Origin of the sequence: Nocardia sp. NPDC057455, from assembly GCF_042802775.1 — a bacterium.
Taxonomy (GTDB): domain Bacteria; phylum Actinomycetota; class Actinomycetes; order Mycobacteriales; family Mycobacteriaceae; genus Nocardia.
In genome coordinates this window covers 25,180-49,937 of the sequence record NZ_JBHVDM010000015.1, presented here as the reverse complement: position 1 = coordinate 49,937, position 24,758 = coordinate 25,180, and the positions used below count along the sequence as shown (strand labels likewise).

Genomic DNA, 24,758 nt, shown 5'->3' with positions numbered 1-24,758 from the left:
CGCTGTATCGATCGGATCCGGGTTCTAGCGCAGGCCGGACGGATTGTTCAAGTCCTGCGCCGAGTACGTGTCGCAGGCCCGGACCTGACCGGTCTTGTACCCGGTGAGGAACCACTTCTGTCGCTGCTCGGACGAACCGTGCGTCCACGCCTCGGGATTCACCCGGCCCTGCGCGGCGCGCTGGATACGGTCGTCACCGACCGACGCGGCCGCCGACAGCGCGTCGTCGACGTCCTTGTCCGACAGCGGCTTCAGGAACGGCTGGTCGCTGCCGGGCGCAGGCTGCTCGTCCGCGAAGTGGGCCCAGATGCCCGCGTAGCAGTCCGCCTGCAATTCGGTGCGGACCGCGCCGGACTCCGGTCCGCGCGGGTCGCGCTGCGCGCGGCCGAGGTCACCGAGCAGGTTCTGGATGTGATGGCCGATCTCGTGCGCCACCACGTATTCCTGCGCGAGCGGGCCGCCGCTGGAGCCGAAGCGATCAACCAGTTCTTGGAAGAATCTGGTGTCGAAGTAGGCGGTCCGGTCGGGTGGGCAGTAGAACGGCCCGACGTCGCTGGTGGCATTGCCGCATCCGGTGGAGGTGGCCCCGGAGAAGAGCACGACCTTCGGCTGCGTGTAGCGCTTGCCCGTTTGCTCCGGCAGTCCGGCCGACCACACGGCATCAAGGCTCTGTGCGGTGAGCGCCACCCGGCAGTCGACGTACTTGTTGGCGTCCGCGCCGGTCTTGCAGTGGGCAGGCGTGCCCGCCGTTCCGGGCTGCGTCTGGCTCTCCTCCGGTGTACCGGTGAAGTTGCCGAGGACTGAGCCGGGGTCGCCGCCCAGCAGCAGCGCCAGCACCAGCACGATGAGTCCGCCCGCTCCACCGCCCAGCGCGAGCTTGCCGCCCATGCCGGAACCGCCGGAGGAAACCCGGTCCGGGTCGATCTGCATGCCCTCGTTGAAGGTCATCGTCGTCGCTTTCTCGCTCGTCCCCGGGGAACACACAGCCCTCGGTCGTCCGGCCCCGGTTCGCTCTCCCTCGGATACAGCTTGGCACGGGCGCGCCGATATCGGTTTCCTCTCGGGGAATGTGTCTCACTACGATGGACTCGCACCTGGTCACCCCGCGCCCGGTGCCAGGTCGTCGAAAGGAACCCCGTGCTGCGCACCCACTTGGCTGGTTCGCTGCGAAGCGAGCATGCCGGTCAGACCGTCACTCTCACCGGCTGGGTGGCCCGGCGGCGTGACCACGGTGGGGTGATCTTCATCGATCTGCGCGACGCGTCCGGCGTGGCCCAGGCGGTGTTCCGTGAGGGCGCACCCGCCGAGCAGGCGCACCGGCTGCGCGCGGAGTACTGCGTGCGCGTCACCGGCACCGTGGAACCGCGTCCGAGTGGCAACGAGAACCCGGAACTGCCGACCGGTGCGATCGAAGTGAACGTCACCGAGCTCGAGGTGCTGAACGAGAGCGCGCCGCTGCCCTTCCAGCTGGACGAGCAGCCCGGCGAGGAAGCGCGCCTGAAGCACCGCTACCTGGATCTGCGCCGGGAAGGCCCGGCGCACGCCATCCGGCTGCGCTCGAAGGTCAACGCGGCCGCCCGCGAGGTGCTCGCCCACCACGAATTCGTCGAGGTCGAGACTCCGACGCTGACCCGGTCCACGCCCGAGGGCGCCCGCGACTTCCTGGTGCCCGCCCGCCTGCAGCCGGGCAGCTTCTACGCCCTGCCGCAGAGCCCGCAGCTGTTCAAGCAGCTGCTCATGGTCGGCGGCATCGAACGCTACTACCAGATCGCGCGGTGCTACCGGGACGAGGACTTCCGCGCCGACCGGCAGCCGGAGTTCACTCAGCTCGACATCGAAATGAGCTTCGTGCGCCAGGAGGACGTGATCCTGCTGGCCGAGGAGATCCTGGTCGCGCTGTGGAAGCTGGTCGGCTACGAGATCCAGACTCCGATCCCGCACATGACCTATGCCGAGGCCATGCGCCGTTTCGGTAGCGACAAGCCCGATCTGCGCTTCGGCGTGGAGATCACCGAGTGCACCGACTATTTCAAGGACACGCCGTTTCGGGTGTTCCAGGCGCCCTACATCGGCGCGGTGGTCATGCCGGGCGGTGCGAGCCAGCCGCGGCGCCAGCTCGACGCCTGGCAGGAATGGGCCAAGCAGCGCGGCGCCAAGGGCCTGGCGTACATCCTCGTGAACGAGGACGGCACGCTGGGCGGCCCGGTCGCCAAGAACCTCAGCGAAGCCGAGCGTGAGGGCCTGGCCAAGCACGTCGGCGCGGTGCCGGGAGATTGTGTGTTCTTCGCCGCGGGCGCTCCGAAGGCGCAGCGCGCCCTGCTCGGTGCGGCGCGCGTCGAGATCGCTCGCAAAGTCGGCCTCATCGATGAGGACGCCTGGTCGTTCCTGTGGATCGTGGACGCTCCGCTGTTCGAACCGACCGTCGAGGCGACCGCGAGCGGTGACGTGGCGGTGGGTCATTCCGCCTGGACCGCGGTACACCATGCGTTCACCTCGCCGAAGCCGGAGTCGCTGAACACGTTCGATACCGACCCGGGCTCGGCGCTGGCCTACGCCTACGACATCGTCTGCAACGGCAACGAGATCGGTGGCGGGTCGATCCGTATCCACCGCCGCGACGTGCAGGAACGCGTGTTCGAGGTGATGGGCATCACGCACGAGGAGGCCCAGGAGAAGTTCGGTTTCCTATTGGACGCCTTCGCCTTCGGCGCTCCGCCGCACGGCGGCATCGCCTTCGGCTGGGACCGGGTCACCGCACTGCTGGCCGGCGAGGACTCGATCCGCGAGGTCATCGCGTTCCCGAAGACCGGTGGCGGCGTCGACCCGCTGACCGACGCGCCCGCGCCGATCACCGCGCAGCAGCGCAAAGAGGCGGGACTGGACGTCAAGCCGGAGCAGAAGAAGGACGCGCCCACGTCGTAGCGGCCGTGAACGATACCTTCTGGTCAGCCGCGTCGCTGCCCGGTGACGCCGACCACGAGGAAACCCGTTGCTGCATCTGCGCCTGATCAGCCCGTCGGAGATTACCGACGAGGTGCTCGCGGTACTCGCCGCCCATCCCGGGGTGACGCACGTGACCCTGGCACGCGGCGCCGCACTGGAGCCGAAGGGCGACCTCGTCCAGGCGGACGTGGCGCGCGAGGCCGCCAACGATGTGCTCGGCGATTTGACCGCGCTGGGCATCTGCCGGTCGGGCGGTATGACGCTCACGCCGGTCGAGACGGTCCTGTCGGATGCCGGCGAGCGCGCGGTGCACGAGGCGCCCGGCGATCCAGGTGACGCGGTGGTGTGGGAGGAACTGCTCGCGCAGACGCACGAGGAATCGAGTATCAACGCGACGTTTCTCGCGTTCCTGACGATCGCCTGCCTGCTCGCCGCCGTCGGCGTCGCGACCGATTCGCCGGTGACGATCGTCGGCGCGATGGTCGTCGGTCCGGAGTTCGGCCCCCTGGCGGCCTTCGCGGTCGCTTTGACGCGCAGGGACTTCCGGCTTGCCCGCCGGTCGGCCGTCGCACTCGCGGTCGGTTTCCCGGTGGCGATGGTGGTCACACTGCTGGCGACGCTGGTGTGGGAGCAGTTCGGCTGGATCGCCATCGACGGGGTGGGCGGGATCGAGCAGGTCGACTTCATCTATCAGGTCGGCCCGTTCTCCCTGGTCGTCGCCCTGCTTGCGGGCGCGGCGGGCATGTTGTCGCTGGTGACCGCGAAATCCGCGGCGCTGGTCGGCGTGTTCATCTCGGTGACCACCGTGCCCGCGGCCGGATTCGCCGTGGTGGCGGCGACATTGGGGGAGTGGCGGGTGGCGTTCCTGTCCGTCGGTCAGCTGGCGGTGAACATGGCGGGCATCATCGTGGCCGGGGTCATCGTGCTCGCGCTCCGGCCTCGCGCGGGCAGCGAGGCCGGTCCGGTGGAACGGTTCAAACGCTGGATCGGCATGCGCTCACTGATCGAGAAGTGAGGCGGGTTTCACAGCGTGGCGACGGTACCGCCGGTGAGCGCGCGGTAGGCGTAGGTCACCGCGATGACGGCGACCGGGCCCGCGATCAGCAGACCGAAGCCGCACAGCAGTAGCCCCAGGAAGGTGACCACCAGCACCGCCAGCGCGAGCAGCAGGACCTGCCAGGCGTTGGCGACCACCAGTGTGAAGCTGGACTTCAGTGCCTCGAACGGACCCTGGTCCTGATCGACCACGAAATGCAGCGAGAACATGCACAGCCAGCCCGCGATCAGCCCCGGCAGCAAGCAGATCGCCGAGCCGAGGAAGGTCAGCGTGAACGCCAGCAGCGCGGTGAGCAGCACATTGCCCGCGTTCACGAATCGGAAGTAGGCGCCGAAAGGAGGAGGGGTGCCGTCGGTCTCGTACAGGGCGCCGCGCACCATCGCCGCCTGCAGCAGCCATACCCCGGCCATGACCGCCAGGAAGACGAGCAGCAGCGGCAGCATCGTGGTCGGGTCGGCGAGCTGAACGACGAGCAGGAACGTCAGATATATGACCATGCCCACCGCGGTCACCCCGACCCATGGCCCGGGATTGGCCCGGAATCGGGCCCAGCCGTAGCTGAGCGCCTGGCCCACGTCCAGCGTGCCCGGTCCCGTGGCGACCTGCTGGTAGCCGTAGACCGGCTCCTGGACAGGCGCGGGGCCGGACGGCGCCCAACCCGGTCCGGTACCCTGCGGGCCGTAGCTGGGGTGCGCGGCGCCCACGGGCGGGGGCGGCTCCAGGGGTTCACTGCCGTAGTGTGCCGCGCCGGGGCCCTCGAACTGCGGGTATGCCGACGAACCCGCCATCTCGTGGCGGGCGTGGCCGGTTCCGGGGGTGCCGGCTCGCGGATCGGGGCTCTCCTGCTGGCCCGGCCGCGCCGCGAAACGTTCGTCGTCGTTCGGGGAGGAAGCGCCGCCAGCTGATTGTTTGGGTGCGGGGGGCGGGGTTTCGGTCATGCGTAGACCTTTCCACTCAACTGGTTTGCGGTGTGGCGCACGGCAGTTGACGATGACAAAACCCGACGGGTGCACGGGTGTCAAGCGACCGGCGGCCACCCTTCGGCCCGGCCGCAGACACGCCGGGCGACGCGGAAAGGTTGTGTATCCGCTCGCAAGAAGTGACCCCATGCGAGTACTTTGAGAGGCGATGACCGCACTATTGGCCGAACGCGCCGCCGAAGTCGTGTCCGCAGCGCAACAGTTGCTCACAAAGCGAATGGGTGCTCCGGTAAAGCTGAGCGATCCGATCGAACTCAGCGGTAGTGGTAGGACGACGGTCCTACGTGTACGTGTAGCGGAGAACGCCTTCTCGTTGCCGCGAACCCTGATCGTCAAGCAGGTCCGTGGCGCCGCCCAGGATCGCCGGACCGGAGGTCTGGCGCCCGGGGTGGCCAGCATCGATTCCGCGTTCCTCCGCGAGGCGGTGTCCTATCAGTTCACCACCGCGCTGAGCCGGGAACACCGGCCGGGTGCGTACCTGATCGCGCACAGCCTCCCGGACCGGCTCTTGATCCTCAGCGACCTCGGTGAGAACTCGCTGCTGACCGCCGTGCTGCGGTCCGGCACCGAGCCCGCCACCCGCAATGCCCTCATGGCCTTCGCGCAGGCGCTGGGCCGGATGCACGCCGCCACGGTCGGGCGTGAGGCGGACTTCGTCGCGTTGCTGCGCCGGGTGGACGTGGTGCACCGGGTGGACGGCATCGCCCAGCAGGCCGAGTCGGCGATCGCCGAGGTGCCCGGCCTGCTCCAGCGTGAACTGGGCATCGAGGTGCCCGGCGAGATCGCCGAGCGGATCGTCCGCGGCAACCGGCTGTACTCCGCGGGACGCTTCCGGGCATTCAGCCCGTCGGACCTCTGCCCGGACAACGTGATCTTGAACGAGGAAGGCGCCCGCTTCCTCGACTACGAGTGGGGTGGATTCCGCGACGCCACCCTGGACATCGCCTACGCGCTGGTGTCCTTCCCCGGCTGCCTGTGCGACCTCGAGCTCTCGCGCGAACGTGCCAACCAGATGGTGGAGGCTTGGCGCGCGGAGGTCGTGGGCGTGTGGCCCGCGTTGGCCGACGACGACCAGTTGGCCGAACGCATCCTGGAAGCCCGGCTGATCTGGGTGTGGCTGTCCACCTACTGGTTCTTACCCGCCGACCACACACGCATCGCGGCCGCGCGGGAGCACGGGTTGTCGGTGCCGCGCTCTGCGGCGCTGATCAACCGCTGGGCCGCGCTCGCCGAAGACGCGCGGTGCACGGGTGACGACATCGTGGGTGATTTCGCCGAGGACGTGTCGGCGATGCTGGAAGAGCGCTGGTCGGAGTAGGTACTCGCGTCCGCGGAGCCGGACGCGGACTGTCATCGCCCGCTAGGCGTAAGTGCCGGCCATCGGGTCGCATGGCGTCGCTTCCGAGAGGTCTCCACCGGCGTGGATGTTTCGCGCGTCCGGCGCTCCCACGACCTGCGGGCATGTAGCCGAAGGCTGCTGTGGTCCGCGCGTGACCGCCGTGCTCCTCGCGCGGGGCGCGTGGCGCCCATGTCGCGGCCCTGACCGACACCACGACCTCGCAGTCGGCGGCCGCGCCCAGGCGATCCGGTGTCGCCAGCCGGTCGGCGCCACCGGAACGGATCGCCCCGTGGCGTTGTGACTTCTGCGGCGGCCGCCGAGCCGGTGCTCACGGATGGGAATCGGCTTGCGCGCCCGGCACAATGACAGTTCGGAGCGCTCGGCTCGAGGAGGCGAGCGCGGGGAAAGGGAGCGCCGGGTGGGTCACCTATTGTTCGTATTGCTCGCTATCGTTTCCGTCGCCGCCGTGCTCGGCGCCGTGCTTCTGCGACGGAGCAGAGCCCGCGGCCGGATCGGCGCCGACGCGGCGACGCGTGCCCGCGCGGCCGGGGTCCAGCTCACCAAGGAGGCTCGCGCTCACCAGTGGCGCAACCGGCCGCACGGCAAGCCGAACAACTCCAGCGGCGGCGGCGCGGGATGCGCAGGCGGCGGTGGCGGCTGCGCGGGCGGGGAATGATCGCCTGCGCGGCTCAGCCGAGCGGGACCTGCCGCGGTTCGATCCGCCCTCCGGCGCGGACGGCGAACGAAGCGCCGTGGCGTACATCGGAATTCGGGTCGGTGACGTTCAGCAGGTAGTACCAGTCCATCTGCGCCTGGTCCGCGGTGACCTCCAGGACGCCATAGCCGTGCGAATCCAATTCCACGTACCGCAGATGACGGTTGACCGTCCCGATCGATGCCGCGATCGGCGCGGAATTCGTCCGCAGCAGATCGCCGATGCTGGACGAGGTCACCGACGGCACCACGAACTCGGCGCCCACCGTCGCCCCGCCCGGGTAGTCCGCCGCGTCCAGGGGCAGATCGGCGGCCCACGAGGAGTGAATGTCCCCGGTCAGGAACAGCACGTCGGAGATCTGCTGATCGCTGATGGCGCGGAACAGGCGGGCACGGTCGGCGGTGTAGCCGTCCCACTGGTCGCCGTTCAGCGACAGGCCGGACTGCGGGACGCCCAAAGTGCTGGTGATCGCCGCCGTGGTGGCAGGCTCCAGCGGCGGGAAGACCAGCGGAGCGATCATCACCGAGTTGCCGACCAGCTTCCACCGCACCGGCGCGGACGCCAAGCCCGCGGTCAGCCACTCCAGCTGCGCCTTGCCGGTGATGGTGCGCGCCGGGTTGTCGGCCTCCCGCCAGTTCGCTCCCGGTTTCGCCTCCTCGTCGCGGTAGCTGCGCAGATCGAGCATGGCGAGTTCGGCCAGGGTGCCGAAGCGCAGCCTGCGGTAGATCCGCACGTCGGCGCCGGATCCGGACGCGCGGACCGGCATCCATTCCAGGTAGGCCCGCGCGGAGGCGGCGCGCCGGTCGACCCAGCTGCCCTCGGTCGCGGGATCGTGGTTGTGCGCGCCGCCGGACCAGGAGTTGTCCGCGGATTCGTGGTCGTCCCAGGTGCAGATGAACGGCAGCGTGGCGTGCAGGCCGAGCAGATCCGGGTCGGTCTTGTACTGGGCGTGGCGGATGCGGTAGTCGGCCAGGCTGACGATCTCGTTCGCCGGTTCGTGCGGACGCACGGTGCCGTTGCGGCCGCCGTACTTGCCGCCTCCGTATTCGTAGATGTAGTCGCCCAGGTGCACGATCGCGTCCAGGTCGGTGCGGGCGGCCAGGTGACGGTAGGCGCCGAACCAGCCGGCTTCCCAGTTCGAGCACGAGACCACGCCGAATCGGAGGCGCTCCGGGGTGTCCGCTGTGGCGGGCGCGGTTTTGGTGCGGCCGACGGGGGAGGTCTGGCCGAGGGCGCTGAAGCGATAGAAGTACTCGACGCCGGGCGCGAGGCCGGAAACATCGACTTTGACGGTGTGGTCAAATTCCGCCGCGGCGGACGCGGTTCCGGAGGCGGCGATCGAGAGAAACCGCTCGTCCGCGGCGATCTCCCACCGCACGGTCGCCGGGTCACCCACACCCGAGCCGGGCGTCGCGTCGTCGGAGACGGTGACACGGGTCCAGATGATGACGCCGTCGGGAAGCGGGTCTCCCGAGGCGACGCCGTGCCGGAACGCCGGCGTCGTGGCTTCCGCTCGTCCGGCGGCCACCATCGCGGTGGCGGTGGCGGCGGCCGCGCTGCCCTTCAGAAGGGTGCGCCGAGCGAAGCGTGCGGCGGACGAGGGATGTGAAACGAATGCGTTTTCGGGCACGGGTACCGATCCCATCCGAAGTGCCGGTGACTCGCAACTCGGTTCGCCGCCGCGCCCGTTCGAGCACTGCGTCCCGGCCTGCCGGGCACGGGGAACGGCATGTCGTGCTGTCGGTGCGGCTGGGTAACGTTCGTCTGGTGAGCGATGGTTTGTTCGACGTGCCCGGTGCCGCGGTGCCCCCGGAGCATTCGATCGACACTGTGGTGCGCCGGGACGCGGGTGCGCCGCTGGCCGTGCGCATGCGCCCGGACACGCTGGAGGAAGTGGTCGGCCAGCAGCATCTGCTCGGTCCCGGCTCTCCACTGCGCAGGCTGATCGAGGGATCGGGCGCCGCCTCGGTGCTGCTGTACGGGCCGCCCGGGACGGGCAAGACCACCCTCGCCTCGCTCATCTCGCAGGCCACCGGCCGCCGTTTCGAGGCGCTGTCGGCGCTTTCGGCCGGCGTCAAAGAGGTGCGCGCGGTGATCGACATGGCGCGGCGCAGGCTGTCGGCGGGCGAGCAGACCGTGCTGTTCATCGATGAGGTGCACCGCTTCTCCAAGACCCAGCAGGACGCGTTGCTGGCCGCGGTGGAGAACCGCATCGTCCTGCTGGTCGGCGCGACCACCGAGAATCCGTCGTTCTCGGTGGTGTCGCCGCTGCTGTCGCGCTCGCTGGTGCTGCAACTGCGCTCGCTGACCGAAGCCGACATCCGCCAGGTGCTCGGCCGTGCGATCACCGACGTGCGTGGACTCGCCGGCGAGTACACCGTCACCGACGCCGCGCTCGAGCACATCGTCCGGATCGCGGGCGGCGACGCCCGCCGTGCGCTGACCGCGCTGGAAGCGTCGGCCGAATCCTCGCTCGACGGCACGGTCGACGTCGACCTGGTCGAGGCCAGCGTGGACAAGGCCGCGGTTCGCTACGACCGCGCGGGCGACCAGCACTACGACGTGATCAGCGCGTTCATCAAATCCATCCGCGGCTCGGACGTCGACGCCGCGCTGCACTACCTGGCGCGCATGCTCAGCGCGGGCGAGGATCCCCGCTTCATCGCCCGCAGGCTGATGATTCACGCCAGCGAGGACATCGGCATGGCCGATCCGATGGCGTTGCAGACGGCGACCGCCGCCGCGCAGGTCGTGCAGCTGGTCGGGCTGCCCGAAGGCCGCCTCGCGCTCGCCCAGGCCACGATCCATCTGGCCACCGCCCCGAAGTCCGGCGCCGTCGTGACCGCGATCGGAGCGGCCATGGCCGATGTCGCGGCGGGCAAGGCAGGATCGGTTCCGCCGCACCTGCGCGACGGTCATTACCCGGGCGCGGCAGCACTCGGCAACGCCAAGGGCTACCGGTACCCGCACGACGACAAAGACGGCGTGCTCGCCCAGCAGTACCCGCCCGACGAACTGGTCGGCGTCGACTACTACCGCCCCACCGACCACGGCCACGAACGCGAGATCGGACCGCGGGTCGACAAACTGCGCCGCATCGTCCGAGGCTGACCGCCCCGGTACCCGGCGTACCGTGTCGGATCGTCGGGATCGGGTCGAGAAGCCGCGCGCGTACAGCCCCAAGACGGTGTCTACAGCAAGACCGTGCGACGGGCATTCGGGAAGACCGTGGAATTGCCTGCTCCGGTGTACGTGACGCTGGACAGCGAGCCGCTGCAGGGTTCGGTTCGCTGACCGGTCGCGGGGGCCCCGACGGGAGCCCGGTCGATGAAAATCGGGTGCGCGGCACCGGTAGGCTGGGTATTCGTGCAGACCCACGAGATTCGACGGCGTTTCCTGGACCACTTCCTCCGTGCCGGCCATACCGAGGTGCCGAGTGCCTCGCTGATCCTGGCCGACCCGAACCTGCTGTTCGTCAACGCAGGCATGGTCCAGTTCAAGCCGTACTTCCTGGGTCAGGAGGCGCCGCCCTACCCGCGGGCGACCAGCGTGCAGAAGTGCGTGCGGACCGGCGATATCGAAGAGGTCGGCGTCACCACGCGGCACAACACGTTCTTCCAGATGGCGGGGAACTTCTCCTTCGGTGACTATTTCAAGGAGGGGGCGATCACGCTCGCTTGGGAGCTGATCTCCAAGCCGCAGGACGAGGGCGGTTACGGCTTCGACCCCGAGCGGATCTGGGTCACCGTCTACCAGGACGACCCCGACGCCGCCGAGATCTGGAAGCGGGTCGCGGGCATCCCCGAGGAGCGCATCCAGTTCCGCGACGGCAAGGACAACTACTGGGACATGGGCGTGCCCGGCCCCGGTGGTCCCTGCTCGGAGATCTACTACGACCGCGGGCCCGAGTACGGCCGCGACGGCGGACCCGTCGCCGACGAGGATCGCTACCTCGAGATCTGGAATCTCGTGTTCATGCAGGACGTTCGCGGGGAGCTGAGCCCGAAGCTGGGGCATCCGCCGGTCGGGACGCTGCCGAAGAAGAATATCGACACCGGTATGGGCGTCGAGCGGATCGCGCTGCTGCTGCAGGGCGTGGACAACGTCTACGAGACCGACCTGCTGCGCCCCATCATCGACAAGGCCGAGGAGCTGACCGGACGTTCCTACGGCGTCCAGCACGAGGACGACGTCCGCTTCCGCGTGATCGCCGACCACGCCCGCACCGCCGCCATGCTCATCGCCGACGGCGTGAACCCGGGCAACGACGGCCGCGGGTACGTACTGCGCCGTCTGCTGCGCCGTATCGTGCGCTCGGCCCGCCTGCTCGGCGCCGAGAAACCGGTCATGAGCGAGTTCATGAAGGTCGTCAGCGACCTGATGGCCCCGTCCTACCCCGAGCTGGCCGGCGACTTCCGTCGTATCGAGACCGTCGCGGTCGGCGAGGAGACGGCGTTTTTGAAGACGCTGAACACCGGCTCCACCTTGTTCGACAACACCGCCGCCGCTGTGAAGGCCCAAGGCGGCGGCACGATCGCCGGGTCGGACGCGTTCACCCTGCACGACACCTACGGTTTCCCGATCGATTTGACGCTGGAGATGGCCGCCGAGGCCGGGCTGTCGGTCGACGAGGAGGGCTTCCGCTCGCTCATGGCCGAGCAGCGCAAGCGCGCCAAGGAGGACGCGCAGGCCCGCAAGCACGCGCACGCCGACTTGACGATCTACAAGGAACTGGTCGACCGTGGCGCCACCGAGTTCACCGGCTTCGACGAGCTCACCTCCGAGGCCACTGTGCTCGCCCTGATCGCCGACGGCGTCCGGGTGCCCGCCGCGACCGTCGGCCAGGACGTCGAGGTGATCCTCGACCGCAGCCCGCTCTACGCCGAGTCCGGCGGCCAGATCGCCGACCGCGGCTCCATCACCGCCTCCACGGGCCTGAAGCTGCGCGTCAACGACGTGCAGAAGATCGCCAAGAAGCTGTGGGTGCACAAGACCACGGTGGAGCACGGCCAGGTCACCGAGGGTGATGTCGTACTCGCCCAGGCCGACCCCGCTTGGCGGCGCGGCGCCACCCAGGGCCATTCCGGCACGCATATGGTGCACGCCGCCCTCCGGCAGGTGCTCGGTCCCAACGCCGTCCAGGCCGGTTCGTTGAACAAGCCGGGCTACCTGCGCTTCGACTTCAACTGGCAGGGCCAGCTGTCCGAGCAGCAGAAGACCGACATCGAGGCCGTGTCCAACGACGCGGTCGGCGCCGATTTCCCGGTGAACACCTTCCTCACCGATCTGCCGAAGGCCAAGCAGATGGGCGCACTGGCCCTGTTCGGCGAGAACTACGGCAACGAGGTCCGCGTCGTGGAGATCGGCGGCCCGTTCTCCATGGAACTGTGCGGTGGCACGCACGTGCAGCATTCCTCGCAGATCGGCCCGATCACCGTGCTCGGCGAGTCGTCGGTCGGCTCCGGTGTGCGGCGCGTCGAGGCGTTCGTCGGCCTGGACTCCTACAAGTACCTGGCCAAGGAGCGCGCGCTGCTGGCCGGTGTCGCCTCCGCGCTGAAGGTGCCCTCCGAAGAGGTGCCGGGTCGCGTCGAGCAGCTCGTAGAGCGGCTGAAGGTGGCCGAGAAAGAACTCGAGCGCACGAAGATGGCGGCCGTGTTGTCCTCGGCGGGCAGATTCGTGGAGGAGGCCGAGCGGCTCGGCCGCCTGCTGCTGGTCGCTGTGGCCGCGCCCGAGGGCGTGCCCGCGGGGGATCTGCGCACACTGGCCACCGACATCCGCGGCCGGTTCGGCAGTGAGCCCGCCGTGGTGGTGCTGCTCGGCAACGCCGACGGCAAGGTGCCGTTCGTGGTCGCCGTGAACAAGCCCGCTCAGGAACTCGGCGTCAAGGCGGGCGATCTGGTCGGCAGCTTCGGCCCCAGTATCGCGGGACGCGGCGGCGGCAAGCCGGAGATGGCCCAGGGTGCGGGTTCGGATCCGTCCGGCATTCCGGCGGGCCTGGCCGCGGTCCGCGCGCGGGTGGCCGAACTCGCCGGGTGATGGGCGACCCCGCGGAATCGGAGAGGTCGGCGCGGCGCGGCGCCGACCGGCCGCATCCCGCCACCGACCCCGGTCGGGGCAGACGGATCGGCGTCGACGTCGGCAGTGTCCGGATCGGGGTCGCCGCGTGCGATCCCGACGGCATTCTCGCGACGCCGGTGGAGACGGTGCCGCGCGCGAAATCGGCCCGACGTTCGGCTCCCGCACCCGATATCGAAAGAATTGCCGAAATTGTGCGGGAGTACGAGGCAGTCGAGGTAATCGTCGGATTGCCGCGAACATTACGCGGGGAGAAGGGCAGTGCGGCTACGCTGGCCAGCGCATTCGCTGAGCGATTGCGGGCCGCCGTCGGGCCGGTGCCGGTCCGGCTTTCCGACGAACGTTTGACTACGGTGTCAGCTGCACGTGCATTGCGGGACAGTGGAGTTCGCGCGCGTGGCCAGCGGCAGGTGATCGATCAGGCGGCGGCCGTGTCGATCCTGCAAGGATGGTTGGACGAACGGAGTGCGGTGTTGAGGTCGGTGGAAGCGGGACGTCCCGCGTCGCCCGGGGACGATGCATGACGGATCGGTGGGCGCGGGCCGAGGAACTGTTCCGACAGCGCGAAGCTGATCGGCGCTATCGGAGAGACGACCGAGCCTGGGGCGAACACGACGACGACGGCGACGACTACTACGACGACGAGACGACCGTCATCCCCCGCTACGTCGATGACGAGGAGGAGGAGCCCACGCCGCCTCCGCCCGCTCCGCGGCGGGGCGGGCAGCGCGCGAGCGCCGGCCGCGAGCAGGCGCCGCGCCGTGCCGAGCGCGTCCAGCCGGAGCGTTCCGAGCGCCCTGGCCGCTCGCAGCGCGGCAAGCGATCCCGGGCGGCCTCACGCAAAGCCGCCGAGCGCAAGCGGCGCCGCCGGACCATCTGGATCGTCGGGGGCTTGTTCGCGTTGCTGTTCACCGGCGCTGTTGTCTTCGCGGGCATGAAGCTGGTCGCGAGCTTCGGGCCGCCGGAGGACTACGCGGGCCCGCCCGGACCCCCGGTGATCGTGCAAGTGCACGACGGCGACACTTCGACGCAGATCGCGGCGACCATGCACGAGAAGGGCGTCGTGGCGAGCACCGGCGCGTTCATCGAAGCGGCAGTGCGGAATTCGAACATGAACTCGGTTCAGCCCGGCTTCTACGCGATCCCGAGCCGCAGTCCTGCCGCGCAGGCGGTCGCCGCGCTGGTCGGCAAGGACTCCAGGGTCGGCAACCTGGTCGTCTCCGAGGGGCGTCTGTTGCACGACCAGCACGACATGAGCACCGGCGGGCGGTACGACGGCATCTACCGCAAGATCGCGGAGGCCAGCTGCATCGGCACCGGTGCCAACCAGAGGTGCGTGACCTACGAACAGCTCGACGCCGCGGGCGCGAGCCTGGACCTTGCCGCGCTCGGCGTGCCCGCGTGGGCCGTGCAGGGCGTCAAGAACTGCCCGGACCGGACGAGGCAGCTGGAAGGCCTGATCGCCGCGGGAACATGGGATTTCGACCCCAGCGGCACAGCGGAACAGATCCTGCGGCAATTGGTGACCGCGAGTGCGAAGAGCTATGAATCCACCGGACTGCTGCAGTCCGGCGCCGACACGAAACTGACGCCCTATGAGACGCTGGTCGCCGCCTCGCTGGTGGAACGTGAGGCGAAACCGCAGGACATGGGCAAGGTGGCACGGGTGATCGTGAACCGGCTGCGAGTCGATCAGATGCTGCAGTTCGACTCGACGGTGAACTACACCCTGGATCGCACGGAGGTGGCGACCACCGACGCCGACCGCGCTCAGGAAACCGCCTGGAACACTTATGCGATGCAGGGCCTGCCCAAGACGCCGATCGCCGCGCCGTCGTTGAACGCGTTGCGTGCCATGGAGAATCCGGAAGCCGGACCATGGCTGTACTTCGTCACCGTGGACAAGCAGGGCACCACCTTGTTCACCGACGACTACCAGGAGCATTTGCGCCTGATCGCACGGGCGCAGCGCAGCGGCATTCTCGACAGTTCCAAGGACAGCGGTGGCCGATAGTCGCAAGGCGGCGGTGCTCGGCAAGCCGATCGCGCACTCGCGATCGCCACAGCTGCACCTGGCCGCGTATCGCGCGCTCGGGCTGGACTGGAGTTACGAGCGCATCGAATGCGCGGCCGAGCAATTGCCCGGATTGGTCGACGGGCTCGGGCCGGAATGGGTCGGGCTCTCGGTGACCATGCCCGGCAAGGAAGCGGCACTGGCCTACGCGGACGAGCGCACCGACCGGGCCGTGCTGGTCGGATCGGCCAACACCCTGGTCCGCACCGGCGCAGGCTGGCTGGCCGACTGCACCGATGTCGACGGCGTGCTCGGCGCGTTGCGCGGCGCCGGGGCCGGAGAGCTGGCCGAAGGCGTGGTGCTCGGCGCGGGCGGTACCGCACGACCCGCTTTGCTGGCGCTGTCGGAATTGGGCGCGAAGTCGGCCACCGTGGTCGCGCGGGACGCGAACCGCGCGCGTGGTGCGCTCGAACTCGCCGAGCGGCTCGGGATGGTCGCCGCATGGGCCGCATTCGAGGCCGCGCCGCTCCGGGGGATCTGCGCGGCGGCAGGCGCCGTGATCAGTACCATTCCCGCCACAGCGGCCGCGGTGGTCGCCCCTGCGGTGGCCGAGGCCCCGGTGGTGCTCGACGCGATCTACAACCCCTGGCCGACACCGCTGGCGGAGGCGGTGGTGCGGGCCGGGCACACGGTGGTCAGCGGATTGGAGATGCTGCTGAACCAGGCGTACGGGCAGGTCGAGCTGTTCACCGGGCAGCCAGCGCCGCGCGCGGAGATGGCGGCGGCGCTGGACGAAGGCCACCGGCCGGAGAATTGATACCGGTTCTAGTTTTGTTGGACGCGACGCGGGGTTAGGGTGGTGCGCATGAATGCTTGGGTGTTGCGGGCGATCGTGCTCGGTGCGCTGGTCGTCTTGCTGCGCGCCGTGCTCGGGTTCGCGATGGTGTACTGGCCGACCCACGGGGCGTGGATGCGCGTGCTCGCACTGATCGTGCTCGTGGCGGCCAACCTGTACTGGGGTTTCCTGGACGGACGCAAGGACAGGACGGCCCAACCGGATCCCGAGCGCGGCACCGACCTGACACTGCGGTGGCTGAAGGCAGCGGTGGTGGCCGGCGTCGGCAGCGGCCTCGTCGCCTGGCTGCTGGACTGGCTGCCCAACTTCGACCTCGGCGACAACGGTCTGCTCTTCGAGCTCACCGCGGCCGCGGCGTTCATCGTTCTGCTGATCTTCATCTTCGCCCTCATCGGCATCGGCATCGGCCGCGCACTGGCCGATCGCGCCGCCGCCAAGCAGGCAGCCCGCGTCTGACCCGAACTCGCCATCGCGCAGTCCGGTACGCGGCGTCTGGTCCGCAACCGAAGTTTCTCGTCCGTGGCATTTGCTGCCGCATTGCTGACAATGGCGACTTCGCCAACTCGGAGCGGCGGCGGGCCAATCCTCTTGTGCTGCTGGCGACGCTGGTTATGCTGCTGTGCAAGGCATTTCAACGGGAGGGGAAGCTTTATGCTCATTCGATTCGGGGTCACCGCAGCGATGGCGATCGCCGCGTCCGCGTTCGTCTTCGGCGGACAGGCGGCGGCGAAAGCCGGTGGCTGCGCATCGGCGCAGCCGAAGTGGGGGTTTCAATGCGTGTCGTCGGCGTCGAACGTCTCGCTGGCGAGCTGCCTGAAGGACGCGCCGCTTTGGAATGATCAGGCGCAGTGCGTCAAGCGGGACGACGGTAGCGGCAGGTACGACCTCTGGGTTCCGTCCAACTGAGCCGACAAACGGCGCACCCTCCAGGAGGGTCGCCGTTTCTCGTTCGGTCGAATACTCCGGTTCGGCACCGGTCGTGCGATGGTCCTACAGCAGGATGCCGCCGGTGTCGGGCTTACCTTCGCGGGCGACGGCGGAGTAGGCGGCGGCCAGCAAGGTGGGGTCGGGGCCCTCGAGTCGGCCCGGCTTGGCGAGACCGTCGAGCACGACGAAGCGCAGCACGCCCGAGCGGGTCTTCTTGTCGGTCTGCATCGCGTCCAGCAGTTGGGGCAGCGCGTCGGCGTCGTAGCTGGTCGGCAGCCCGACGGCGGACAGGATCGCGCGATGACGGTCCGCGGTGGCGTCGTCGAGACGGCCCGCGAGACGGCCGAGTTCGGCGGCGAACACCAGTCCGACGGAGACCGCCGCGCCGTGCCGCCACCGGTAGCGCTCCCGCCGCTCGATCGCGTGCCCGAGGGTGTGGCCGTAGTTGAGGATCTCGCGGAGGCTGGACTCCTTCAGATCGGCGGCGACGACGTCGGCCTTCACCTGGATCGCACGGCGGATCAGCTCCGGCAGCACCTCGCCGGACGGGTCGAGGGCGGCCTCGGGGTCGCGCTCCACCAGATCGAGGATCACCGGGTCGGCGATGAAACCGGCCTTGATGATCTCGGCCATGCCCGCGACGATCTCGTTGCGCGGAACCGTCTCCAATGTGGCCAGGTCGACCAGCACGGCGGCGGGCTCATGGAAGCAGCCGACCAGGTTCTTACCGGCCTCGGTGTTGATGCCGGTCTTACCACCGACCGCGGCGTCGACCATGGCCAGCAATGTGGTGGGCACGTGCACGATACGCACCCCGCGCATCCAGGTAGCGGCGACGAACCCGGCCAGGTCGGTCGCCGCGCCGCCGCCGAGGCTGACCACGACGTCGTTGCGGGTCAGGCCTATTCGCCCGAGCACTTCCCAGCAGAACCCGGCGACGGCCAGGTCTTTGCCCGCTTCGGCGTCGGGGATCTCCACGCGATGTGCGTCGATGCCGATGTCGGCCAGCGCCTTGCGCACCACTTCGGCGGTCTCGGCGAGCGGCGGCTGGTGGAAGATCGCCACGGTGCGCACGCCTTTGGTCGCGTTGCTGACCGACTCGACGAGTTCGCCGAGCAACCCGCGACCGATGATCACCGGATACGGGTCGGCGGTCCGGACTTCGAGACGACTCGGCTCTGTCACGTGGCTTGCTCCGATTCTGTTGTTGCTGTTGTCGACTGCTGCCGCGCCCGGGAGCGGGCACGGCGTGCGCGTGCGCGCCTGGATCGGTTGCCTGCCGCCGTCTCGCTGTCGCCGGTCCCGCTCGCGGGGTCGGGTTCGCTCGTGCGACTCCTTCGGGTGCGGCGGGATCGGACGGTCGTGGTTGCCGCCGGGTCCTTCGTGGCGCCGGTCTCGGTGTCGTTGCCCTCGCCCTGATCGGCGGTCTTGCGCCGGGCCGTGGCCCTGGCCCTTGCGCGACGGCGGGCCCGGGATCGGCTGCTGCCCTGTGGGATTCCGGTGGGCGGCGGCCGGAGATCCGCATCGGCGTGCTCGACCGACTCCATCCCGAGCTTGGTCATGATCATCCGCACCACCCGGCCCGGACTGCGACCGTCGGTGCGGACCCGGACGGTAGCCACCTCCCGATAGAGCGGCCTGCGGGTGCGCATCAGCTCCCGGTACTTCGCGCCGGGGTCGGCGCCGTTGAGCAGCGGGCGCTGGGTGCTCGCGCCCGTGCGCCGAAGACCTTCGGCCACACTGATCTCCAGGTAGACCACGGTGCGGCCGCGCAGAAGTGCCCTGGTGTCGGTGGACAGCACGGCACCGCCGCCGAGCGAGACCACGCCGCGCTCGGCGAGGACGGCGCGGCGCACCACCCGCTCCTCGATCTTGCGGAACTCGGGCTCACCGTCTTCGGCGAAGATCTCCGGGATCGTGCGACCGGTCTCCCGCTCGATGCCGGCATCGGTGTCGTACAGCTCGACACCGAGTTCCCTGGCAAGCTTGCGGCCGATCGTGGATTTCCCCGCCCCCGGCGGTCCGACCAGCACCACGCGCGGGGCGCGCGGATCGGTCTGCACGATCATTGCGACCGACTGTCCGCCGGCACGTGGGGGCGAGTGCTGATGCGCTTGATGTAGCTGGTGATGTTCTCCACCGTCTCGGTGAGCGAGTCGCCGCCGAACTTCTCCAGCGCGGCCTGCGCGACGACCAGCGCCACCATGGATTCGGCCACCACGCCCGCCGCGGGCACAGCACACACATCCGAACGCTGGTGGATGGCGACGGCCTCGTCGCCGGTGGTCATGTCGACGGTGGACAGCGCGCGCGGCACCGTCGAGATCGGCTTCATGGCCGCACGCACGCGCAGCGCCTCGCCGTTGGTCATGCCACCCTCCAGCCCGCCGGCGCGGTTGGTGGAGCGCAGCACGCCGTCGGGGCCGGGCCGCATCTCGTCGTGCGCCTGGCTGCCACGGCGGCGAGCGGTCTCGAAACCGTCGCCGACCTCGACGCCCTTGATGGCCTGAATGCCCATGAGGGCGGCGGCGAGCCGCGAATCCAGCCGGTTCTCACCGCTGGTGAACGAACCGAGGCCGACCGGAAGGTTCTGCACGACCACCTCGACCACGCCGCCGAGGGTGTCGCCGTCCTTCTTGGCGGCCTCGATCTCGGCGATCATCGCGGTTTCGGCGTCCTTGTCGAACGCCCGCACCGGGCTCTCGTCCACCGCGGCGAGGTCGGCGGCGGTCGGCACGATGCCGGAGGTGTTCTGCGCCGTGCCGATCGATACGACGTGCGAGACGACCTCGGCGCCGAACGCCTGGCGCAGGAAGTTGCGCGCGACGGTGCCCGCCGCGACGCGCGCGGCGGTCTCCCTGGCGCTGGCGCGCTCGAGCACGTTGCGCGCGTCGTCGAAGTTGTATTTGAGCATGCCGGAGTAGTCGGCGTGCCCGGGCCGGGGCCTGGTCAGCGGTGCGTTGCGGGCCAGTTCGGCGAGTTCGGCCGGATCGACCGGGTCGGCGGACATCACGGTGGTCCACTTCGGCCACTCGGAGTTGGCCACCTCGATGGCCACCGGGCCGCCCATCGTGCGCCCGTGCCGCACGCCACCGACGACGGTGACCTTGTCGGCCTCGAACTTCATCCGCGCACCGCGGCCGTAGCCCAGCCTGCGACGCGCGAGCTGCGTGGAGATCTCGTCCGACGTCACCTCGACGCCTGCCACCATCCCATCGAGGATGGCGACGAGAGCGGGACCATGGGATTCTCCAGCAGTTATCCAACGCAGCACGTCGTTCATCTTCCCATGTCGACGCCGGTGCTCCGGAACGTGGCCCGCCGTGACGATGCGCACGCCGGAGCAGGGCCGGATACCGCGTGCCGACGTTCAGCGGGCTATGACGATGGGGCGCTCCACCGAGCGCAGCAGCGCGTCACCGACCGAGCCGAACAGCAGTCGTCCCAATGCTCCTCGGCCACGGTTGCCCACCACCAGCAACTGCCCGTCGCGCGAGCGTTCGAGCAGCCGCCGCTCCGGCCGATCGCGGACGACCTCACGCCGGATGGTCACCTCCGGGTACTGCTCCTGCCAGCCGGCCAGGCTCGTGGCGAGCAGCGCTTCCTCGGTCCGGCGCAGCGCGGCCCAGTCGGTGCCGATCGCGGCCAGCGGCTCGATGTCGCCCCAGGTGTGCACCGCCACCAGTTCGACCCCGCGCAGCGAGGCTTCGGTGGCCGCCACTTCGATGGCGGCTTGCTCGGCGATGGAGCCGTCCACCCCGACGATCACCGGCCCGGTGCTCGTCCTATCCCACAGTGGCGTCTCGGCGGGCACCACCGCCACGGGGCAATCGGCGTCCCGGGCGACGGCGGTGCTGACCGACCCGAGCAGGACTCGCTGGATGCGGCCCACGCCGCGGGTGCCGACCACGAGCATCGCCGCGCTCCGAGAACGCTCGATCAGGGCGGTGGCGATGTGCGCGGTGCGGATCTCGGTGCCGATGGCGATATCGCGCACGGTATGCGCGGCCGCTACGGCGGCGTTCGCGGCGCGCTCGATCGCCTCGTCCGCCTCACGCACCCGCAGCAACGCCGCCGGACGTGGCGGATCGTCGTCGTCGGAGGCGAGTGGCGACTCGACGACCAGCGAGATGTGCAGGGGTGCGTCGTGCAGTGCGGCGGTCTGCGCCGCCCAGCGCACCGCGACGATCGATGGATCCGAACCGTCGGTCCCCACCACGATCGGTCTCCGCGACGGATGCACTCGGTGGCTCCTTCCCGACGCCGCTTCCGCTGTCCTGACGCACTAGAACGGGCGACTCGCCGAGATGCCGCCCTGCGAGCGCTGTCGCGGCGGCGGCTCGGAAAGTCGTTGCCCGCGATTGATGCTACCGATGAATTGCGGTGAATTTGCTGGGTTCGCGATCGCTCCGGAAGTGCGCGTGGAGGCTCGCCGGCGCGATGGCGGACCAACTCAGGTCGAGTTCAGGGCCGACGACAGCAAGGCCAGCACAGTCGCCAGGCACATCGCGGGACCGTGGGGCACGGTGACCGGGCTGTTGCCCGGCCCGGCGGACCGGGCGGCGAATACGCCTCGGCGGGCCAGTGCGCCGAGCGCGGCGCACGCGGTGAGCGCCGGTGCTCCGAGCGCCGCCCACACCCACGGCTGCGCGCCGCCGAGCGCGGCGGCCCCACCCAGCATCACCGCTAGCTTGACGTCGCCCGCGCCCAGCGCGGCGGGTGCGGCGAGATGTACCAGCAGGTACGGCGCCGACAGCAGCAGTGCGCCCAGCAGTGCGGCGAGGAAATTCTCTGTGAGAAAGGCGTATCCGAGCACCGTCAGCGCACCCGAACCGGTCAGTCCGTTCGGTAGACGGCGTGCACGCAGGTCGAACACCGTCAGGGCCGCACACCACATGGTGAGTGCGGCGAATGCGAGAGTGGTCATGTCTCCACCTTCGCCCGGTGCCGGCGTGCGGAAGCCGTGCCTGCCCGGAATGTGCACAACGATGGCGAATGTGAACAGGTCGTTGGTCAACACTGGTCTCGGATGTCGAGAAATACTGTCTACCAGTGCTTTTCGCGAGAAGGCCTGCGCCTCGGCCGCGGCGGCGACAGGGCGAGCACGTGTTGCCTGTCGGTATGCGGTGCGTCGGCGGTAGTTTTGACACATGTGTGCTGATCACCAGGGTCTTGTGCCGGACTACGCGGCGCGGCGTGGCGCGCTGCGCAGCTTGCTGGTGGAGAACGGGGTGGATGCCCTGCTGGTCACCGATCTGGTGAATATCAGATATCTGACGGGGTTCACCGGCTCCAACGCGGCGTTGCTCGTGCATTCCTGGGACACGCGCGCCGCCGAGGAGCGGACGGTGATCGGCACCGACGGCCGGTACCGGACCCAGGTCGCCGAGCAGGTTCCCGACCTGCGGGCGGAGATCGCGCGGGCCACCTCGCGGCGGATCGTGCAACTGGCGGGGGAGTGGCAGGTCGGCCGGGTGGGCTTCGAAAGCCATGCCGTCACCGTCGACCAGCATCGCGGTTTCCTCGAACAGCGCACCGGCCTGCAATTCGTCGCCTCGCCCGGGCTGGTGGAGCAGTTGCGCATGGTGAAGGACGCCTACGAAGTGGAGCAGTTGCGCGCGGCCTGTGCGGCGGGCGACGCCGGTCTGGCCGCGCTGCTGGAGCGGGGCGGATTGCGTCCCGGCCGCACCGAGCGCCAAGTGGCCAGGGATCTGGAATGGGCCATGTTCGAGCACGGCGCCGAAGCGGTGTCGTTCGAGACCATCGTGGCCACCGGCCCCAATTCGGCTGTCCCGCATCACCGCCCGACCGGCGCCGTGCTGGCGGCAGGCGATTTCGTCAAGCTGGACTTCGGGGCGGTGGTCGGCGGCTATCACTCCGACATGACCCGCACTTTCGTACTCGGTACGCCGACCGACTGGCAGCGCGAGGTGTACGCGCTGGTCGCCGCGGCGCAGCGGGCCGGGCGCGAGGCGCTGCGGCCGGGAATCCCGGTGGCCGACGTGGATGCGGCGTCGCGGGCGGTGATCGAGGCCGCCGGGCACGGCAAGTTGTTCGTGCACGGACTCGGCCACGGGGTCGGTCTGCAGATCCACGAAGCACCCGGGATCGCGAAAACCGGAACCGGTACACTTCTGTCTGGCGTGGCGGTGACCGTCGAACCAGGTGTGTACTTTCCCGGCCGCGGCGGGGTCCGGATCGAGGACACGCTCGTGGTGCGCGAAGGGGGCCCCGAGTTGCTCACCCACACCAGCAAAGACCTGACCGTCGTCGACTGACGCCGGTCTGCCCGAGACCAAGCGGTAGAACGAGGAGATCCGAAGACAGTGGCGGACACCAGCGACTTCAAGAACGGCCTTGTGCTGAAGATCGACGGTCAGCTCCAGCAGATCATCGAATTCCAGCACGTCAAGCCGGGCAAGGGCCCCGCGTTCGTGCGGACCAAGCTGAAGAACGTCGTGTCCGGCAAGGTGGTCGACAAGACCTTCAACGCCGGTGTGAAGGTGGAGACCGCCACCGTCGACCGCCGCGACATGACCTACCTCTACCACGACGGCTCGGACTACGTCTTCATGGACGGCGAGACCTTCGACCAGATCTCCATCTCCGAGGCCACCATCGGTGACGGCGCCCGCTTCCTGCTGGAGAACATGAGCGTGCAGGTCGCCATGCACGAGGGCGCGCCGCTGTACGTCGAGCTCCCGGTCTCGATCGAGCTCGTGGTCCAGCACACCGACATCGGCCTGCAGGGCGACCGCTCCACCGGCGGCACCAAGCCCGCCACCCTGGAGACCGGCGCCGAGGTGCAGGTCCCGCTGTTCATCAACACGGGCGACAAGCTGCGTATCGACTCGCGCGACGGCAGCTACCTCGGCCGGGTCAACGCCTGATCGCCCGGCCGGCGAATTCGGGATGATGTAACCGTGGCTGAACAGCCCGCGGACAAGAAGTCCGCGTACAAGAAGCTCGGCGCACGGCACAAGGCCCGCCGCCGTGCGGTGGACCTGCTGTTCGAGGCGGAGGCGAGGGACGTCGACGCCGCCGACCTGCTCGATGAGCGCGCCGAACTCGCCGCCCGCGATCAGTCGGTCGCGCCGGTGCACGCCTACACCCGCACCTTGGTCGGGGGCGTCGCCGACGACCTCGACCGGGTGGACGGCACCATCGAGTCGTACCTGCAGGACTGGACCCTCGCGCGTCTCCCGGCCGTGGACCGCGCGATCCTGCGTATCGCGGTCTGGGAGCTGTTCCACGCGAGTGACGTCCCGCCGGTCGTCGCCGTGGACGAGGCGGTGGAACTGGCCAAGGAGCTGTCCACCGACGATTCCCCGTCCTTCCTCAACGGAGTGCTGGGGCAGGTCGTCCTGGTGGCGCCGCAGGTGCGTGCCGCGGCGGCCGCGACGAGGGCGCCGCGCCCGGAGCCCGAGTCGTGAACAAGTACCTCGTGCTGGTGATGCGTACCCCGCGCTTCGACGCCGCCGTGACCGAGCCGCACCGGCAGTTCCTGCGGTCGCTGCACGAGCGGGGTCAATTGCAGGAGAGCGGCCGCTTCACCGACGGCACCGGTGGCGCGTACGTGATCTTGGCTGAGAATCTCGACGCCGCACGGGAGATCGCGTTCACCGATCCCGTGCACACCACCGGCGCCTCGGAACTCACCGTCTACGAGTGGGAAATCACCACACCGAACTGAGGGCTCCCCCCAATCTCCGTTCGAGCCGGTGCGGGCGCTCGCAGGTCCAGCGTGGTTCACCGACCGCGGACAACGGCGGCGCCCGTTCTCGTCGCGGTCGTTCCAGTGACGCTCGATGCCCCCGAGGAGCGCGCCGCAACCGGTCGTAGTTCGGAACTC

The 24,758-nt window shown here is 69.5% G+C and carries 22 protein-coding genes and 1 pseudogene; 15 read left to right on the top strand and 8 right to left on the bottom strand.

Annotated elements, in window-relative coordinates:
• Window positions 1-24: 24 nt before the first annotated feature.
• Window positions 25-948 carry a neutral zinc metallopeptidase gene (locus ACFU5M_RS08870; RefSeq protein ID WP_379046138.1) on the bottom strand — a complete coding sequence of 308 codons (924 nt, stop codon included), beginning with the start codon at window positions 946-948 and terminating at the stop codon, window positions 25-27.
• A gap of 189 nt (window positions 949-1,137) precedes the next feature.
• On the opposite strand from ACFU5M_RS08870, the gene aspS reads away from it, so the two are divergent.
• Both aspS and ACFU5M_RS08860 read left to right on the top strand, forming a co-directional pair.
• The gene (aspS, locus tag ACFU5M_RS08865) at window positions 1,138-2,922 is read left to right on the top strand and encodes an aspartate--tRNA ligase (protein ID WP_379046135.1); all 1,785 of its coding nucleotides are present in this window, start codon (window positions 1,138-1,140) and stop codon (window positions 2,920-2,922) included.
• Window positions 2,923-2,989: 67 nt separating this feature from the next.
• Entirely contained in the window at window positions 2,990-3,958 is a 969-nt protein-coding gene (locus tag ACFU5M_RS08860) for a DUF389 domain-containing protein (RefSeq protein ID WP_379046132.1), read from the top strand.
• 8 nt (window positions 3,959-3,966) lie between these two features.
• Here ACFU5M_RS08860 and ACFU5M_RS08855 read toward each other — a convergent pair whose 3' ends face one another.
• The gene (locus ACFU5M_RS08855) at window positions 3,967-4,938 is read right to left on the bottom strand and encodes a hypothetical protein (RefSeq protein WP_379046129.1); all 972 of its coding nucleotides are present in this window, start codon (window positions 4,936-4,938) and stop codon (window positions 3,967-3,969) included.
• 190 nt (window positions 4,939-5,128) lie between these two features.
• On the opposite strand from ACFU5M_RS08855, the gene ACFU5M_RS08850 reads away from it, so the two are divergent.
• Together ACFU5M_RS08850 and ACFU5M_RS08845 are read left to right on the top strand one after the other, a co-directional pair.
• On the top strand, window positions 5,129-6,298 hold the full coding sequence (locus ACFU5M_RS08850) for a phosphotransferase family protein (RefSeq protein WP_379046127.1): 1,170 nt from the start codon (window positions 5,129-5,131) through the stop codon (window positions 6,296-6,298).
• 439 nt (window positions 6,299-6,737) lie between these two features.
• The gene (locus ACFU5M_RS08845) at window positions 6,738-6,995 is read left to right on the top strand and encodes a hypothetical protein (protein ID WP_379046124.1); all 258 of its coding nucleotides are present in this window, start codon (window positions 6,738-6,740) and stop codon (window positions 6,993-6,995) included.
• A gap of 13 nt (window positions 6,996-7,008) precedes the next feature.
• Here the strand turns inward: ACFU5M_RS08845 and ACFU5M_RS08840 are convergent, their stop codons facing one another.
• Window positions 7,009-8,679, bottom strand: coding sequence for an alkaline phosphatase D family protein (locus ACFU5M_RS08840; protein ID WP_379046121.1), 1,671 nt, complete (start codon window positions 8,677-8,679; stop codon window positions 7,009-7,011).
• 122 nt (window positions 8,680-8,801) lie between these two features.
• Between ACFU5M_RS08840 and ACFU5M_RS08835 the strand changes: the two genes are divergently transcribed.
• From ACFU5M_RS08835 to ACFU5M_RS08805, 7 genes are all read left to right on the top strand, one after another.
• Window positions 8,802-10,145 (top strand): replication-associated recombination protein A, encoded by a 1,344-nt coding sequence (locus ACFU5M_RS08835; RefSeq protein ID WP_379046118.1) that lies wholly within the window; start codon window positions 8,802-8,804, stop codon window positions 10,143-10,145.
• A gap of 255 nt (window positions 10,146-10,400) precedes the next feature.
• Window positions 10,401-13,070: an alanine--tRNA ligase gene (gene alaS / locus ACFU5M_RS08830; RefSeq protein ID WP_379046115.1), complete on the top strand. Its 2,670-nt coding sequence runs from the start codon at window positions 10,401-10,403 to the stop codon at window positions 13,068-13,070.
• A complete protein-coding gene (ruvX, locus tag ACFU5M_RS08825; protein ID WP_379046112.1) occupies window positions 13,070-13,633 on the top strand; it encodes a Holliday junction resolvase RuvX in 564 nt (187 codons plus the stop codon). The genes alaS and ruvX overlap by 1 nt, the downstream gene beginning before the upstream one ends.
• The gene (gene mltG, locus ACFU5M_RS08820; protein ID WP_379046109.1) at window positions 13,630-15,123 is read left to right on the top strand and encodes an endolytic transglycosylase MltG; all 1,494 of its coding nucleotides are present in this window, start codon (window positions 13,630-13,632) and stop codon (window positions 15,121-15,123) included. Before ruvX ends, mltG begins: the two co-directional genes overlap by 4 nt.
• On the top strand, window positions 15,113-15,940 hold the full coding sequence (locus ACFU5M_RS08815) for a shikimate dehydrogenase (protein ID WP_379046106.1): 828 nt from the start codon (window positions 15,113-15,115) through the stop codon (window positions 15,938-15,940). Before mltG ends, ACFU5M_RS08815 begins: the two co-directional genes overlap by 11 nt.
• Window positions 15,941-15,988: 48 nt before the next feature.
• Window positions 15,989-16,435, top strand: coding sequence for a B-4DMT family transporter (locus ACFU5M_RS08810; RefSeq protein ID WP_379046103.1), 447 nt, complete (start codon window positions 15,989-15,991; stop codon window positions 16,433-16,435).
• Between the two features lie 195 nt (window positions 16,436-16,630).
• On the top strand, window positions 16,631-16,885 hold the full coding sequence (locus tag ACFU5M_RS08805) for a hypothetical protein (RefSeq protein WP_379046100.1): 255 nt from the start codon (window positions 16,631-16,633) through the stop codon (window positions 16,883-16,885).
• 84 nt (window positions 16,886-16,969) lie between these two features.
• Here the strand turns inward: ACFU5M_RS08805 and aroB are convergent, their stop codons facing one another.
• The 5 genes and pseudogenes from aroB to ACFU5M_RS08780 form a co-directional block, all read right to left on the bottom strand.
• Window positions 16,970-18,091 carry a 3-dehydroquinate synthase gene (aroB, locus tag ACFU5M_RS08800; RefSeq protein ID WP_379046097.1) on the bottom strand — a complete coding sequence of 374 codons (1,122 nt, stop codon included), beginning with the start codon at window positions 18,089-18,091 and terminating at the stop codon, window positions 16,970-16,972.
• Between the two features lie 365 nt (window positions 18,092-18,456).
• A pseudogene (locus tag ACFU5M_RS08795) lies at window positions 18,457-18,975 on the bottom strand (shikimate kinase); the annotation flags it as partial.
• Window positions 18,972-20,180: a chorismate synthase gene (gene aroC / locus ACFU5M_RS08790; protein ID WP_379046285.1), complete on the bottom strand. Its 1,209-nt coding sequence runs from the start codon at window positions 20,178-20,180 to the stop codon at window positions 18,972-18,974. The gene aroC and the pseudogene ACFU5M_RS08795, both read right to left, overlap by 4 nt.
• Before the next feature lie 96 nt (window positions 20,181-20,276).
• On the bottom strand, window positions 20,277-21,125 hold the full coding sequence (locus ACFU5M_RS08785) for a universal stress protein (RefSeq protein WP_379046094.1): 849 nt from the start codon (window positions 21,123-21,125) through the stop codon (window positions 20,277-20,279).
• Window positions 21,126-21,359: 234 nt separating this feature from the next.
• Window positions 21,360-21,833 carry a prepilin peptidase gene (locus tag ACFU5M_RS08780; protein WP_379046091.1) on the bottom strand — a complete coding sequence of 158 codons (474 nt, stop codon included), beginning with the start codon at window positions 21,831-21,833 and terminating at the stop codon, window positions 21,360-21,362.
• A gap of 223 nt (window positions 21,834-22,056) precedes the next feature.
• On the opposite strand from ACFU5M_RS08780, the gene ACFU5M_RS08775 reads away from it, so the two are divergent.
• The 4 genes from ACFU5M_RS08775 to ACFU5M_RS08760 are packed head-to-tail and all read left to right on the top strand — an operon-like array spanning window position 22,057 to window position 24,599.
• Window positions 22,057-23,184, top strand: coding sequence for a M24 family metallopeptidase (locus tag ACFU5M_RS08775; RefSeq protein ID WP_379046088.1), 1,128 nt, complete (start codon window positions 22,057-22,059; stop codon window positions 23,182-23,184).
• 48 nt (window positions 23,185-23,232) lie between these two features.
• On the top strand, window positions 23,233-23,796 hold the full coding sequence (gene efp, locus ACFU5M_RS08770; RefSeq protein WP_379046085.1) for an elongation factor P: 564 nt from the start codon (window positions 23,233-23,235) through the stop codon (window positions 23,794-23,796).
• A gap of 33 nt (window positions 23,797-23,829) precedes the next feature.
• Window positions 23,830-24,339, top strand: a complete 510-nt coding sequence (gene nusB, locus ACFU5M_RS08765; RefSeq protein ID WP_379046082.1) for a transcription antitermination factor NusB — start codon at window positions 23,830-23,832, stop codon at window positions 24,337-24,339.
• The gene (locus tag ACFU5M_RS08760; RefSeq protein WP_379046079.1) at window positions 24,336-24,599 is read left to right on the top strand and encodes a YciI family protein; all 264 of its coding nucleotides are present in this window, start codon (window positions 24,336-24,338) and stop codon (window positions 24,597-24,599) included. Before nusB ends, ACFU5M_RS08760 begins: the two co-directional genes overlap by 4 nt.
• Window positions 24,600-24,758 lie beyond the last annotated feature (159 nt).